General features: G+C 63.3%; 10 protein-coding genes. 6 read left to right on the forward strand and 4 right to left on the reverse strand.

Annotated elements, in window-relative coordinates:
- Nucleotides 1-27: 27 nt before the first annotated feature.
- A complete protein-coding gene (locus tag FHS84_RS01970) occupies nucleotides 28-837 on the reverse strand; it encodes an undecaprenyl-diphosphate phosphatase (protein ID WP_166929747.1) in 810 nt (269 codons plus the stop codon).
- A 155-nt stretch (nucleotides 838-992) separates the two neighbouring features.
- On the opposite strand from FHS84_RS01970, the gene FHS84_RS01975 reads away from it, so the two are divergent.
- From FHS84_RS01975 to gltB, 3 genes are all read left to right on the forward strand, one after another.
- Complete coding sequence (locus tag FHS84_RS01975; RefSeq protein ID WP_166929749.1) at nucleotides 993-3,005, forward strand: S9 family peptidase; 2,013 nt, start codon at nucleotides 993-995, stop codon at nucleotides 3,003-3,005.
- Between the two features lie 215 nt (nucleotides 3,006-3,220).
- Nucleotides 3,221-4,654, forward strand: a complete 1,434-nt coding sequence (locus FHS84_RS01980) for an NAD(P)-dependent oxidoreductase (RefSeq protein ID WP_166929751.1) — start codon at nucleotides 3,221-3,223, stop codon at nucleotides 4,652-4,654.
- A gap of 3 nt (nucleotides 4,655-4,657) precedes the next feature.
- Complete coding sequence (gltB, locus tag FHS84_RS01985; RefSeq protein WP_166929753.1) at nucleotides 4,658-9,184, forward strand: glutamate synthase large subunit; 4,527 nt, start codon at nucleotides 4,658-4,660, stop codon at nucleotides 9,182-9,184.
- A 1-nt stretch (nucleotide 9,185) separates the two neighbouring features.
- On the opposite strand, the gene FHS84_RS01990 is transcribed toward gltB, so the two are convergent.
- Nucleotides 9,186-9,974, reverse strand: a complete 789-nt coding sequence (locus tag FHS84_RS01990; protein WP_166929755.1) for a hypothetical protein — start codon at nucleotides 9,972-9,974, stop codon at nucleotides 9,186-9,188.
- A 133-nt stretch (nucleotides 9,975-10,107) separates the two neighbouring features.
- Between FHS84_RS01990 and FHS84_RS01995 the strand changes: the two genes are divergently transcribed.
- Nucleotides 10,108-10,683 carry an NAD(P)H-dependent oxidoreductase gene (locus FHS84_RS01995; protein ID WP_166929757.1) on the forward strand — a complete coding sequence of 192 codons (576 nt, stop codon included), beginning with the start codon at nucleotides 10,108-10,110 and terminating at the stop codon, nucleotides 10,681-10,683.
- A 55-nt stretch (nucleotides 10,684-10,738) separates the two neighbouring features.
- Here the strand turns inward: FHS84_RS01995 and fabI are convergent, their stop codons facing one another.
- Both fabI and FHS84_RS02005 read right to left on the reverse strand, forming a co-directional pair.
- Entirely contained in the window at nucleotides 10,739-11,497 is a 759-nt protein-coding gene (gene fabI, locus FHS84_RS02000; protein ID WP_208393648.1) for an enoyl-ACP reductase FabI, read from the reverse strand.
- Between the two features lie 336 nt (nucleotides 11,498-11,833).
- Entirely contained in the window at nucleotides 11,834-13,420 is a 1,587-nt protein-coding gene (locus FHS84_RS02005) for a hypothetical protein (RefSeq protein ID WP_166929761.1), read from the reverse strand.
- Between the two features lie 306 nt (nucleotides 13,421-13,726).
- On the opposite strand from FHS84_RS02005, the gene FHS84_RS02010 reads away from it, so the two are divergent.
- Together FHS84_RS02010 and FHS84_RS02015 are read left to right on the forward strand one after the other, a co-directional pair.
- Nucleotides 13,727-14,269, forward strand: a complete 543-nt coding sequence (locus FHS84_RS02010) for a DOMON-like domain-containing protein (protein ID WP_166929763.1) — start codon at nucleotides 13,727-13,729, stop codon at nucleotides 14,267-14,269.
- Nucleotides 14,266-15,468: an exo-beta-N-acetylmuramidase NamZ family protein gene (locus tag FHS84_RS02015; RefSeq protein WP_166929765.1), complete on the forward strand. Its 1,203-nt coding sequence runs from the start codon at nucleotides 14,266-14,268 to the stop codon at nucleotides 15,466-15,468. The genes FHS84_RS02010 and FHS84_RS02015 overlap by 4 nt, the downstream gene beginning before the upstream one ends.
- Nucleotides 15,469-15,512 lie beyond the last annotated feature (44 nt).

Here is a 15,512-nt window from a genome sequence, read left to right on the forward strand (position 1 = left end):
CCGAAAGCGCGTCAGTTCAAAAAGTCCTTATTTGACGTAAAGCCACGCCAGCAGCGCCGCGCCGGTGGCGATGCGGTACCAGCCGAACGGCTTGAGGCCGTATTTGCCGACGAAGGCGATGAAGCCCTTCACGACGATATAGGCGACGACGAACGACACCACGAAACCGACCGCGATGTTGGTCGTGTCGTTGCTCGAAAGCGTGTTCCATTCCTTGTAGAGGTCGTAGACCGTGGCACCCAGCATCGTCGGGACCGCCAGATAGAAGGTGAACGCCGCGCCGGCCTTGCGGTCGACGCCGAGCATCTCGCCGCCAAGAATCGTAGCACCGGACCGCGACACGCCGGGCAACAGCGAAATGCACTGGCACAGGCCGATTTGTAATGCCTTCTTGAGCGGCAGCCGGTCGCCGTCGGTGTAGCGCGGTTTCGGCGCCATCCGCTCGAGAATGAGAATAATGACGCCGCCGACCAACCACGACACGCCGATCACCGGCATCGCGAAGCTGGGCTGCAACAGATAGGCCTTGAGGTATTTATAGACCGTCGCGCCGAAGATCATCGACGGGATGAACGCCACGATGACGTTGATGGCGAACGACCGCGCCTCGGGCGACGTCGGCAATCCGATCAGGACGTTCCAGAACTTCTTCCAATAGACCGCCACCACCGACAGGATCGCGCCCAACTGGATGACGATCGTGAAGGTTTCCCAGCGGCTGTCTGGCAATCCCAAGAGCCGTTCGCCGACCAGCAGGTGCCCCGTGGAAGAAACCGGCAAAAACTCAGTAAGTCCCTCAATAATCCCGAGGATTATCGAGTTCAAAATGTCTTGCATTGATGAAGGCTCCGAAGAACACTGAAACTGGCAGGTGGCTAGCACAACCTGACTAGTTGTGACCTATCACACCGACGTGAGACGGGCCATGCTTCTTGTATATCTTGACCTACGAGTATGATGCACGTTCGTCATACCCAGGATTGGAGGGAGACATGAAATCTCTGTTATTTGCGGCCATTGCCTGTGCCGCTGCGTTCACCACTGCGGCTGGCGCCGTGGAGGTGAAGGCGCCGTTGATCGAACGCCAGAAACTGTTCGGCAATCCGACCAAAGCCTTTGGCCGGCTCAGCCCAGACGGCAAGTGGCTGGCCTTCATTGCGCCGCGTGACGGCGTGTTGAACATCTTCGTGGCGCCGATCAATGCGCCCGATGCCGCCAAACCGCTGACGACCGAGAAGACGCGCCCGATCCGCTCCTATTTCTGGGCGCCGGATTCCAAGACCATCCTGTTCGTCAATGACAAGGGCGGCGACGAGAACTTCCTGCTCTACGGCGTCGACATCACGACCGGCGCCCAGAAAACGCTGACCCCGTTCGAGAAGACCCGTGTCCAGGTGATCGGCGTGTCCAATCAGGTCAAGGATCACATCCTGATCGGCCTCAACAATCGCGATCCCAAATGGCACGACGTTTATGCCTTGAGCCTCAAGGACGGTGCGCTCACCAAAGTGCTTGAGAACAACGGCTATGCCGGCTTCCTCGCCGACGATACCCTGACCTTGCGCGGCGCCTCGCGGCCGAACGCGGCCGGCGGTACCGATTTCTTCCGGATCAAGGACAACAAGATCGACGACAAGCCGTTCGCCTCGACCGGCCTTGAAGACGCCTTCACTACCTCACCGGCCGGCTTCACCACCGACGGCAAGACACTCTATTGGATCGACTCCCGCGGCCGCGACAAGGCGGCGCTGATGGCTCAGGACGTCGCCACCGGTGCGATGAGCGTGGTGGCGGCCAGCGACAAGGCCGATATCGGCAGTGCGCTCGCCAATCCCAAGACCGGCAAGGTCGAAGCCTATTCGGTCGATTACCTCAAGAACGAATGGACCGCGATCGATCCGGCGGTGAAGGGCGATCTCGAATTCCTGCAAAAGAACCTCAAGGGCGACGTCCAGGTTTCCTCACGCACCTATGACGACGATTTGTGGACGGTCGGCGTCGATCCGGTGTCGGCCCCGCCGGCGGTGTATCTCTACGACCGCAAAGCCAAGACGCTGAAAAAGCTTTGGGTGTCGCGGCCCGAACTCGAAGGCCTGCCGCTGTCGGCCATGCATCCGGTCGAAATCAAGACCCGCGACGGACTGACCGAAGTCTCCTATCTCACCCTGCCCGCCGGCAGCGACACCAAGACCGCCGGCGTTCCCGACAAGCCGCTGCCGATGGTGCTGGTCGTCCATGGCGGCCCGTGGTCGCGTGACGGCTACGGCTTCAATTCGTATCACCAGTGGCTTGCCAACCGCGGCTATGCGGTGCTCAGCGTGAACTATCGCGGCTCGACCGGCTTCGGGAAGAAATACATCGAAGCGGCCAATCTGCAGTGGGGCCTCAAGATGCACGACGACCTGATCGACGCCGTCGATTGGGCGATCAAGAACGGCATCACCACCAAGGACAAGGTCGCCATCATGGGCGGCTCGTACGGCGGCTACGCCACGCTGGCGGGTCTCACCTTCACGCCCGATACGTTTGCGTGCGGCGTCGATATCGTCGGGCCGTCGAACCTCAACACCCTGCTCAAGACCATTCCGGCCTATTGGGAACCGATCAAGCTGCAGTTCTACAAGCGCATGGGCGATCCCACCACGCCGGAAGGCCAGAAGATCCTCAACGCCGCCTCGCCGCTGTTCAAGGCCGACGCCATCAAGAAGCCGCTCCTGATCGGCCAAGGCGCCAACGACCCGCGCGTCAATCAGGCGGAGTCGGACCAGATCGTGAAGGCGATGGCGGACAAGAAGATCCCCGTCACCTACGTCCTGTTCCCCGACGAGGGCCATGGCTTCGCACGGCCGGCCAACAACATCGCCTTCAATGCGGTGGCCGAGCAGTTCCTGGCCAAGAACCTGGGCGGCCGGGCCGAACCGATCGGCGACGCCGTCAAACAGTCGACCGCCAAGGTCCCGCACGGCGCCGAATTCGTGCCGGGCGTCCCGGAAGCGTTGAAATAGCAGCGTTACAGTCCCTTTTTGCCAAGAGCCGCTCGCGAGGGCGGCTCTTTTCTTAGGCGGAACCATATATGTCAATATATTTGACCTTTATGATGCCTGAACCGTGGTGAGATATGTCGAAAACGACCCGAGTAACGAAATTATGAGACAGATTTGCTGTCTTATATGGCCAATTTCCCTGGACTCCTTGGCAAAATCCCGGCACATCGCCCGTCATGGTCGAGAAGATGCTGAAATTCGTCAGCCTGGGGCGAGACATGCCGGGCAAGCGCCAGCCGCGGGAGCGCACCCGCGACTTTCATGAAATCTATGCCGAGTTCGCCGCCTCCAAGGCCGCCGAACAGGCTTCGCGCTGTTCCCAGTGCGGCGTGCCGTTCTGTCAGGTGCACTGCCCGCTCTCGAACAACATCCCCGACTGGCTGAAGCTGACGGCGGAAGGCCGCCTCGAAGAAGCGCACGAGGTCAGCCAGGCGACCAACAACCTTCCCGAAATCTGCGGCCGCATCTGCCCGCAGGACCGGCTGTGCGAAGGCTCCTGCGTCATCGAGCAATCCGGCCACGGCACCGTGACCATCGGCGCCGTCGAGAAGTACATCAACGACACCGCCTGGGAGAACGGCTGGGTCAAGCCGCTGCAGCCCGCCCGCGAGCGCGACCAGTCGATCGGCATCATCGGTGCCGGACCGGCCGGCCTCGCCTGCGCCGAGCAGCTCCGCAAGAAAGGCTACAAGGTCACCGTCTACGACCGCCACGACCGCGCCGGCGGGTTGATGGTTTACGGCATTCCCGGCTTCAAGCTCGAAAAACACATCGTCGCCCGCCGGGTGAAGCGGCTGGAAGACGGCGGCATCGTCTTCAAGCTGAATTTCGAAGTCGGCCGCGATGCCTCGCTCGACAAGATTCGCGACAAGCATGATGCAGTCTTCATCGCCACCGGCGTCTATCGCGCCCGCGAGATCGAAGTGCCGGGGGCCAACCTCGGCGCCATCGTGCCGGCGCTCGATTTTCTCATCGCCTCCAACAAAAAAAGCTTCGGCGACGACGTGCCCGACTACGACAACGGCAAACTGAATGCCGACGGCAAGGACGTCGCCGTGATCGGCGGCGGCGATACCGCGATGGACTGTGTGCGCACCGCATTGCGCCAAGGCGCCAAGTCGGTGTCGTGCCTGTACCGCCGCGACAAGGACAACATGCCCGGCAGCTTGCGCGAAGTCGCCAACGCCGAAGAGGAAGGCGTCAAGTTCGAATGGCTGACGCTGCCCAAGGCGTTTCTCGGCATGGAGAATGTCGAAGGCGTGCGCATCGCCCGCCAGCGTCTCGGCGCCCCCGATACCTCTGGCCGCAAATCGCCGGAAGAAATCAAAGGTGCCGACTTCGTGCAGAAGGCCGATCTCGTCATCAAGGCGCTCGGTTTCGATCCCGAATACCTGCCGATGAAATTCGCGGCACCCCGGCTGACGGTCTCCAAATGGGGAACGGTGCGCGTGCGCCCTTCCACCATGATGACCGACATCCCCGGCGTGTTCGCAGGCGGCGACATCGTGCGCGGCGCCTCGCTGGTGGTGTGGGCGATCCGAGACGGCCGCGATGCGGCGGCGGCGATGCATACCTGGCTTCAGGCGCAGGTGCGCCAAGCGGCGGAGTAAACGATGAGCAACACCGAGATTACCCGCTACCTCGCCAACGCCGAGAAGCTCGAAACCGCGCACGCCTATTCGCCCGATCAGGAGCACGATGCCTGCGGCGTCGGCCTGGTGGCCGCCATCGACGGCGTGCCGCGGCGCGAAGTCGTCACCCGCGCCATCGAAGCGCTGAAAGCGGTCTGGCATCGCGGCGCGGTGGACGCCGACGGCAAGACCGGCGACGGCGCCGGCATTCATATCCAGGTGCCGCAGGAATTCTTCCGCGCCCAGGTGCAGCAGACCGGTCACAAGCAGCGCTCGGGCCGCATCGCGGTCGGCCAGATCTTCCTGCCGCGGACCGACTACAATGCGCAGGAGACCTGCCGCACCATCGTCGAAAGCGAAATCCTGCGCTCCGGTTTCTATCTCTACGGCTGGCGGCAAGTGCCGGTGAACCTCTCGATCATCGGCGAGAAGGCCAATGCCACCCGCCCCGAAATCGAACAGGTGATGTTCGATACCGGCGGCAACGAGGACCTCGAAGAACTCGACCGCAAGCTCTATCTCTGCCGCCGCCGCATCGAGCAGGCGGTGCGCGCCGCCGCGATTGCCGATTTCTATGTCTGTTCGCTGTCGACGCGTTCCCTGATCTACAAGGGCATGTTCCTGGCCGAGCAGCTCGCCAACTTCTATCCCGATCTGCAGGACGAGCGCTTCATCTCGGCGTTCGCGATCTTCCATCAGCGCTATTCGACCAACACCTTCCCGACCTGGCGTCTTGCTCAGCCGTTCCGCATGCTGGCGCACAACGGCGAGATCAATACGCTGAAAGGCAACGTCAACTGGATGAAGAACCACGAGGTCAAAATGGCCTCGGATCTGTTCGGCGACGCCGCTGCCGACATCAAGCCGATCATCCAGCCGGGCGGATCGGATTCCGCCGCGCTCGACAGCGTGTTCGAAGTCTTGGTGCGCGCCGGACGCACGGCGCCGCTGGCCAAAACCATCCTCGTTCCCGAAGCATGGTCGAAGCAGGCTTCCACCATGCCGGAATCGCATCGCGCCATGTACTCCTATGCCAACTCGGTGATGGAGCCGTGGGACGGCCCCGCCGCACTCGCCGCCACCGACGGGCGCTGGGTGATCGCCGGCATGGACCGCAACGGCCTCAGGCCGATGCGCTATGCCTTGACCGACGACGGCCTCTTGTTCGTCGGTTCCGAGACCGGCATGAACGCGCTCGACGACAATCGCGTCACCCGCAAGGGACGGCTCGGACCGGGCCAGATGATCGCGCTCGACCTCGCCGAAGGCGCGTTCTTCGAAGACCGCGGCATCAAGGACAAGCTGGCGAGCCAGTATCCGTACGAGGAATGGACCCGGCGCATCGTCGACCTTCAGCCGATTATCGGACCCGGCCCCGAGCCGATGATGTTCGATGCCGAAACGCGCCGCCGCCGTCAGGCCGCCGCCGGTTACACCATGGAAGACATGGAGGTGATCCTTCATCCCATGGTCGAAGACGCCAAGGAGCCGATCGGCTCGATGGGCGACGACACGCCGCTCGCGGTGCTGTCGGAAAAATACCGGCCGCTGTCGCACTACTTCCGGCAGAATTTCTCCCAGGTCACCAATCCGCCGATCGATCCGTTGCGCGAAGAGCGGGTGATGAGCCTGAAGACCCGCTTCCGCAATCTCGGCAACGTTCTGGTGCAGGACGAGAAGCAGACCGAAGTCTTCGTGCTGGAAAGCCCGGTGATCTCGACCGGCATGTTCGAACGCCTCAAGGACCATCTCGAAGGCCGCTTCTTCGAAATCGACTGCACCTACCCGCTGGCCCAGGGCGGCGCCGGTTTGCAGGCCGCGATCGAACGCATCCGTGCCGAAGCCGAAGACGCGGTGGCGCAAGGCTACGGTCATCTCATCCTCACCGACGAGCGTCTTTCCGACACCATGGTCGCGGTGCCGATGATCCTCGCCACCGGCGCGGTGCATTCGCATCTGGTGCGGCGGGGGCTGCGCACCTACACCTCGATCAACGTGCGCTCGGCGGAGTGCCTCGATACGCATTATTTCGCGGTGCTGATCGGCGTCGGCGCCACCACCGTGAATGCCTATCTCGCCCAGGAATGCATCGCCGACCGGCATGCGCGCGGGCTTTACGGCAATCGCGGCCTCGGCGAATGCGTCAAGCGCTATCTCGACAGCGTTTCGGCGGGTCTCTTGAAGATCATGTCGAAGATGGGCATCTCGGTGATCTCGTCTTATCGCGGCGCCTACAATTTCGAGGCCGTCGGCCTGTCGCGATCGATGGTCGCCGACATCTTCCCCGGCATGCCTTCCAGGATTTCCGGCATCGGCTTTCCCGGCATCGCCAAGAAGATCGCCAAGCTGCACGTGCGCGCGTTCGACGACGAAGCAACCACGCTTCCGGTCGGCGGCTTCTACAAGGCGCGGACGCAAGGCGAAACCCACGCCCACAAGGCCGATCTGATCCACCTGTTGCAGACGGCGGTCGCTACCGAAAACTATTCGATCTACAAGCGCTATGCCGACGCCGTGCGCGCCATGCCGCCGGTTTCGCTGCGCCACTTGATGGATTTCCGCAGCCCCGGCGCCCCGATTGCGCTCGAGGAAGTGGAATCGATCACCGAAATCCGCAAGCGCTTCGTCACTCCGGGCATGAGCCTCGGCGCGCTGTCGCCGGAAGCGCATGAAGCCCTCAACATCGCCATGAACCGCATCGGCGCGAAATCCGATTCCGGCGAAGGCGGCGAAGACCCGGCACGCTTCCATCCCAAATCGAACGGCGACAACGCCAATTCGGCGATCAAGCAGGTGGCGTCGGGACGCTTCGGCGTCACGGCGGAATACCTCAACCAATGCCGCGAACTCGAAATCAAGATCGCCCAAGGCGCCAAGCCCGGCGAAGGCGGACAGTTGCCCGGCTTCAAGGTCACCGAGATGATCGCGCGCCTCAGGCATGCGACGCCCGGCGTGACTCTCATCAGCCCGCCGCCGCATCACGACATCTATTCGATCGAGGATCTGGCGCAGCTCATCTACGACCTCAAGCAGATCAATCCCGAAGCGCGGGTGTGCGTGAAACTCGTCGCGCAGACCGGCATCGGCACCGTTGCGGCGGGCGTCGCCAAGGCCAAAGCCGACGTGATCCTGATCTCGGGCCATAACGGCGGTACCGGCGCGAGCCCGCAAAGCTCGATAAAATACGCCGGCGTGCCGTGGGAAATGGGCCTCACCGAAGCCAACCAGATCCTGACCCTCAACAATCTGCGCCATCGCGTGACACTGCGCACCGACGGCGGACTTCGCACCGGCCGCGATATCGTCATGGCGGCGATGATGGGCGCCGAAGAGTTCGGCATCGGCACCGCCGCGCTGGTCGCGATGGGTTGCATCATGGTGCGTCAGTGCCATTCCAATACCTGCCCGGTTGGGGTTTGTACCCAAAACGAAAAGCTGCGCGAGAGATTCACCGGCACGCCGGACAAAGTCATCAACCTGTTCAGCTTCATCGCCGAAGAAGTGCGCGAGATTCTTGCCAGCCTCGGCTTCCGCAAGCTGGAAGAGGTGATCGGACGTACCGATTTGTTGAACCAGATCAGCCGCGGCGCCGAGGAACTCGACGACCTCGACCTCAATCCGCTGCTGGTGCAGGCCGATCCCGGCAACTACGCCCGTTATTCGACCCAGAAGGGCCGCAACGAAGTGCCCGACACGCTCGACGCCCAGATCGTGAAGGACGCCGCACCGCTGCTCGAGCACGGCGAAAAGATGCAGCTCACCTACACGGTGCGCAACACGATGCGGACCATCGGCGCCCGCACCTCGTCGCATATCGTGCGCAAGTGGGGCATGAAGGGGCTGAAACCCAATCATCTCACGCTCAAGCTACGCGGTTCCTGCGGCCAGTCGCTGGGCGCTTTTGCGGTCCAGGGCATCCGCATCGAAGTGTTCGGCGATGCCAACGACTATGTCGGCAAAGGCCTATCGGGCGCGACCATCGCGATCCGGCCGCTGACCGGCGTGAAGTTCCGCCCGCGCGACAACACCATCATCGGCAACACGGTGCTCTACGGCGCCACGGCGGGCAAACTGTTCGCCGCGGGACAGGCGGGCGAGCGCTTCGCCGTGCGCAATTCCGGCGCCACCGCGGTGGTGGAAGGCTGCGGCTCCAACGGCTGCGAGTACATGACCGGCGGCATGGTGGCGATCCTCGGAAACGTCGGCGACAACTTCGCCGCGGGCATGACCGGCGGCATGGCCTTCGTCTACGACGCCGACGGCCTTTTCGCCGAGCACGTTAATCCCGACAGCGTAATCTTCCAGCGGCCGCAAGCCGCGCACTGGCAGGACACGCTGCGATTCCTCGTCGCCGAGCATCAGGCCGAAACCGGCTCGCAGTGGGCGGGGGAACTGCTCGAACAATGGGACCTTGCGCTGTTGCGCTTCTGGCAGGTGGTGCCGAAGGAAATGGTCAACCGCCTGGACCACGCGCTGACCGACCAGCGCGAAGCCATCCCGGCGGAGTGATCTATTTGGAGTCGACGCGAGTCATGGTGCCGTTCGACACGGCCCATGTCTCGTTTTCGCCGGTCCCGACGTAGATCGTCGTCTTGTGCTGCAGACTGAGCCAGAGGGTCGTCTCGACGGGGATGTTCGACACCAATTGCGACACGAACGCTCCGACTGCTTGGCCCAGGCTCGGATCGGGCGGCGGTATGACCATGCAGGATCGTGACAGCGCATCGCGCTGGATGATGGAATTGCCATCCTTCGAAATTGTGAAGCGGTAGTGACCGCCGTACATCATTTCGCCGGCCGTTGTCGTCGCCGCCAAGGCCCAGACCAACCAGTTGCCGTCGACATCCTCCATCGCCACGGTGTTGTAACGTCGGGAACAAGGCCGCGGGATATTGCTGAGAGCCAGTTTTCTGGCCCGGTATTGCGCCAGTTCCGGCTCCGACAACGTACGGACTTGCGGAACCGACAGCACACCCGGTCCGTCGCCGTCGAACGTCACGTCGTAGGCCGCTTCCGGGCCGCTGTCTCCGTCACGTAGAAAACGGACCACGCTGGGTCCTTTCGACAGATGCGTGATCCAAAGCCCGTTGAGGCGCTCCTTCTTCGCCTCGTCGACCGGCAGCTTCGCCATCAGGATATCGGATGCCTTCCAGGCGAACTGATCGTCGCGATAGATATAGCGGCCGAGCAGCACCAGCGTCTGCTGATCGAATTGCCGGATCGGCGGCGGCTCTTCGGCGCTTGCGAGCGTTCCAAGAGCGACCAGAGCTGCCAAAGCAGCGGCGTAAAACCGGTTCATGACACCCCCCAACTTCGCTCCACTATACTCCAACGGCGGGGCGGTTGCAGGCCAAGTGACGCGCGACAAAAGCTGGGCTACCTCGCCGCAGACGGACGCCTCAGGCTGAGACCGTCTTGCTGCGGGGCTTGGCATGAAACGCATTTTTCTCCTCAACGGTCATCCGGACGGCTCGTCCGAACGCTTCTGCGCCTCGCTGTGCGACGCCTATGCCGCCGGAGCACGCCGCTCCGGCCATGAAGTGCGCCGTCTCGATCTCGGCGCCATGGACTTCCCGCTGATCAAGACGGCGGAGCAATCCAACAAAGGCGACGTCGCCCCCGACGCGCTCAGGGTGCAGGACGCCCTCGTCTGGGCCGATCATATCGTACTGGTGTTCCCGCTCTGGCTCGACGATCAGCCGGCGTATCTGCGCGCCCTGTTCGAGCAGGTGTTCCGTTATGGCTTCGTGCACGAGAACTTCGACAACGCCAAGAAGCGGCTGAAAGGCAAGACCGTTCACACCGTGATGACGATGGGCGTGAGCCGGTGGGAATACCGGTTCAAGAGCCGCGCCTACGGCATCAAGATGCTCGAAACCGGCCTATGGAAATACGCCGGCATGAAGCCCGCACGCCGCACGCTGATCGGTGCGATCCACTCGATCGACGAAGCCGCGCGCAAAGCCTGGCTGAAAAAACTCCAGGACGATGGCGCGGCTGCGCGTTGACGATTGCGCGCTTTCTACGGAAAACCGGTACCCACTTTTCCCGAAAGCGCTTCAATCAACCTACGATGCTATACCCACCGTCGACGTAACAGGTCTGGCCGGTGATGGCGCGGGCGCCGTCGCTGGCAAGGAACGCGGCCAGAGCGCCGACGTCATCGATACCGGCCAGCGGCAGCGGAGCTTTCGCCGCGGCGTCCTCGATCGAGGCGTCGAAATTCTTGAGGCCGCCCGACGCGCGGGTGCGGATCGGGCCGGGAGAGATCGCATTGACCCGGATACCCTTCTCGCCGAGTTCCAGCGCCATGTAGCGCACGCACGATTCCAGCGTCGACTTCACCGCGCCCATCATGCCGTAATCGCGCATCGCCTTGGCGGCGCCGATATAGGACATGGTTAGAAGCGCGCCGCCTTTGTCCATCAACGGCTCGGCCAGCTTGGCCATGCGGACGAACGAATGGCAGGAGATGTCCATCGCCTGCGCGAAGCCGTCCCACGACGAATCCACCACGCGGCCATGCAGATCGGCCATCGGCGCGAAGGCGATCGCGTGCACCAGAAAATCGAGCCGGCCCCAGTCCTTCCGAACGCGCTCGAACAGCGCTTCGAGCTGGCCCGGCACCCGCACGTCGAGCGGTTCGACGATCGACGCATTGAGGCCCTCGGCCAGCGGGCGGACATAGGGTTCGGCCTTGGCATTGAGATAGCTGACGGCGAGTTCGGCGCCCTCGGCGTGGAACGCCTTGGCACAGCCGTACGCGATGCTGTCTTTGTTGGCGATGCCGATCACCAAACCCTTTTTTCCGGTCAATGACACGTTGTTCGTCTCTCGATGAATTTCCGGCCCCGTATAGCGCGGGCCTGGCGGAGCCGCCACGCGACGCTCTGGCGCCGCGGACATGAAAGCAGTGTCAACTACTTCCGCTCCGGTTGCAGCGCGAAGTTTCGCGCCCGATCGGGTCCGCTTACTTTTTTGGGGATGTAGCTTAGATGGGGAAACCTCCCGCACTCTTCAAGAGGAGTTTTCGCGTTTCGCCGGCCCTGCGACACGGGAGCAAAAAATATCCGCAAGACAATGCGCTGAGCGGCCCGCCGCGGGCAACATGGACGGCAGGTGTCTCGGAACGAGTCGCAATCGGGCGAAAAAAAGATCCTAAGCGGCGGCGGCGCGGCGCTGGATGGCTTCGTGGACTTCGGCGTATTCGGCGCCGATCGAATCCACGAAATCGTTATGAACGTTGCGTTCCTGCGCCATGGTGTAGAGGCTGCCGAACTGCTCCAGCATTTCGGCGAGATGATCTTCCAGGCCGCTCGCATCCTGCGGTGCGCACGCGGCACGGCCGGTCAACGCATCGGCCACCATTTCGAGCGTGTCGCCGATCTCTTCGCGGAACGCCAGCCGCGAGGTCGAGGAATCGATCACCGCCAGAAGTTCTTCGCCGCGCAACACCAGGGTGCCGACTTCGGCTTCGGTGCGCTGACGCGCGTCGCGGATCAGATTGGCGGCAACGCCGAGCGCATCGGTGGCCCGGCCTTCGCCGTCGCGGGCGGTCGCCAGCGATCCGGCGGCGCCGGTCAATTCGTCGAGTTCCGACAGCCCCGCCGCCGCGGCGGTCTCCAGATGACGGCCGTGGTCCCTCAGTTCGATCGCGATCACCGACAACGGCTTGGCCGCATCGCCGATCTGGGCGCATTTGATGGTGGTGTTGAGCGCCATGTACTGGACGTCGTTCTTCAGCCCCTGCACCGCCGCGATGCGCTTGCCGAGCTGGTTGGCGGCCGCCGCCGTCTCCTGGCCGGTACGCAGCGCCGACGAGTCGGCCTCTTCGATCTCGTTGACCAGCACGAAGGCCTGGTCGATGCGGCCGCCGAGGTCGGCGAGGAACCCGCCGCCGCTCTTGCCGCCGTAAGCCATGTCGCGCAGCTTGAGAAGCTCGCGGCTGTGTGCGCCCATATCGGCCATCGCCGCTTCGACCACGGTGACTTCCTGATGGAATTCCTCGATGGTCGATTTGAGCTGCTGCTCCAACAGGCCGTAGCCGAGCGCCATCAGGCGGCCGTCATAGCCCTGCAATTCCGGGTCGGTCTGCAGGCGGCGGATGGAATCCTGCACGTGTTCGATGCGCTGGCGGGTGATGTCGCCGATCTGCAGCGCCTGCAACACGCGCACGACGCGCTTCTGGATGTTGCGCGCGATCCCGGCGACGTCGCCGGCCACCGCCGACACGCGGGCGTAGTGCTCGCCCATCAGCCCGGCGCTTTCCGACAATTCGTTGGGCAGCACCGGCAACAGCGTGCCGATGCGCGTGGTCAGCGTGGCGCCCTGGATCAAGGCCGACGCGAGACCTTCCTGCAGGCCCATCAGTTCTTCGTCCATCTGGCGCAGCTCTTCGCGGCCGGACTCGATGCAGTCGGAAATTTCCTGGGCGAAGGATTCGAACGTGGAGCCGGCTTCGGCAATGCCGCTCGACACGATCTTGATGTTGACGGTGAAGGCCCGCATGTAGGCGAGACTGGCGCGCATGTCGGACACGTATTTCGCCAGCGTCTCGCGATGACGGCCGAGGTCTTCGATGGCGTGCTGGCGGGTGCGGTGGTTCTCGGCGAGATCGTTGAGGCTCTTGGCGGCGGCGCGAAGGTCGGAACTGGCGGCCGCTACGGCCTTCTCGTCCAGCGCCTCGACCAGCTTTTCGAGCGAAGCGACCAGCGCGTCGATCCCTTCGATCGCCTGGGTAAGCATTTTGCCCGCCGATAGAAAGTGCCGCTCGATGACCCGGCGCGCCGATTCAAGCTGCGCAGCCAAATCCGTATTCGCGCCGACTAATACCAAATGACTCATCGGAGGCATCCCACCTGTGATCTTCCATTGTTGTGCGAAAGAAGCGAAATAGAGGTAAACGCCGAGGCGGGCCGATTAGGGAATTTCCCGGACATCTCGCCGCGCATAAAGCCTCAACCGTAAACAAGCCGTTAGGATTTGGCCGCGCCCCGATAGAGGCAGGCCCACATCTCGCCTCCAGGATGCAAAGCCGGTATAAGACCTAACATGCGTCACGCTCTCATTTGTCACCCCGATACGCCGTCCACGGTGGTTTCCGCGATCGAAGTTGAAGTCGCCCGTGCGGCGGCCGGCAACCTGTTGCTGCACTATTTCATCACCGGCCGGGCGGGGCTGCTGGTGCCCGCCTATCCCTCGCCGGCGACCCGCAAGCGGGCGGACGAGCTGTGGCTGCACACCTGCTTCGAGGCCTTCGTCAAACCGCAAGGCGGTGAGGCGTATTGGGAGTTCAACCTGGCGCCGACCTGGGACTGGCAGGTCTATGCCTTGAGTAGCTATCGAACCGGACGGCGTCCGGCGGCAGACGTCACCGTGCCGACGGTCGACGCACGCTATGCCCGCGACAGCTGGGACCTGCGGGTGCATTGGGAACTCGCCGCGGCCATCCCCAACGACGGCCCCTGGCAGATGGGCGTCTCCGCGGTGATCGAAGACACCAGCGGCACGATCTCCTACTGGGCCTTGAAGCATGCGCCGGGCAAGCCGGATTTCCATCACGCCGATGCGTTCGCGCTGACGGTGGCGCCATGAAATTCGGCATCGACCGCCTGCTCGCCGAACCGGATCTGCGGGCGCCGCTGGCGGGAAAGCGCGTCGCCCTGCTCGCCCACCCGGCGTCGATGACCGAAGGCTTGGTGCATTCGCTCGATGCCCTGGCGGCGTGCAGCGGCATCAAACTGGCGGCGGCGTTCGGACCGCAGCACGGGCTTCGCGGCGACAAGCAGGACAATATGGTCGAGAGCCCGGATTTTTCCGATCCGGAGCTGGGGATTCCGGTGTTCAGTCTCTACGGCACGGTACGCCGCCCGACCGACGCCATGATGGACACGTTCGACGTGCTGCTGGTCGACCTGCAGGATCTCGGCTGCCGCATCTACACCTTCGTCACCACGCTGTTGTATGTGCTGGAAGCGGCGGCCAAGCACGGCAAGAGCGTGTGGGTGCTCGACCGGCCCAATCCGGCGGGACGGCCGGTGGAAGGAACGATCCTGCGCGACGGCTGGGAGAGTTTCGTCGGCGCCGGACCGCTACCGATGCGCCACGGCCTGACCATGGGCGAACTCGGGCACTGGTTCGTGCGCCGGTTCGATCTCGACGTCGACTATCGCGTGATCGAAATGGAAGACTGGCAGCCGGACGCCGCGCCCGGTTACGGCTGGCCGCTGCACGAACGGGTCTGGGTCAACCCCTCGCCCAACGCCCCGAATTTGTGGATGGCGCGCGCCTATGCCGGCACCGTGATGTTGGAAGGCACGACATTATCCGAAGGACGCGGCACCACGCGGCCGCTGGAACTGTTCGGCGCACCCGACATCGATGCGCGGGTGGTACTCGGCGAGATGGCGCGACTGGCGCCGCAATGGACGGCCGGATGCATCTTGCGCGAATGCTGGTTCGAGCCGACTTTCCACAAGCACGCCGGCAAGCTTTGTCACGGCGTGCAGATTCATACCGAGGGCCCGGCCTACGATCACGCGGCGTTCCGGCCGTGGCGCTTGCAGGCCCTCGCCTTCAAGGCGATCCGGCGGCTCTATCCCGAGTATCCGCTGTGGCGCGATTTCGCTTACGAATACGAAACCGGCAAGCTCGCCATCGATGTCATCAACGGCGGACCGACCTTGCGCGAATGGGTCGATACGAGGGGCGCGGCGCCGGACGATCTCGAGACGCTAGCGGCAGCCGACGAACGGGCGTGGGAAGAAGAGCGGCAGACGTTTCTGCTGTACTAAACCTCGGTGTCATTCCCGGCCGAGCAAGCGTAGCGCAGCGTCGA

This window comes from Rhizomicrobium electricum (assembly GCF_011762045.1).
GTDB classification, from domain to species: Bacteria; Pseudomonadota; Alphaproteobacteria; order Micropepsales; family Micropepsaceae; genus Rhizomicrobium; species Rhizomicrobium electricum.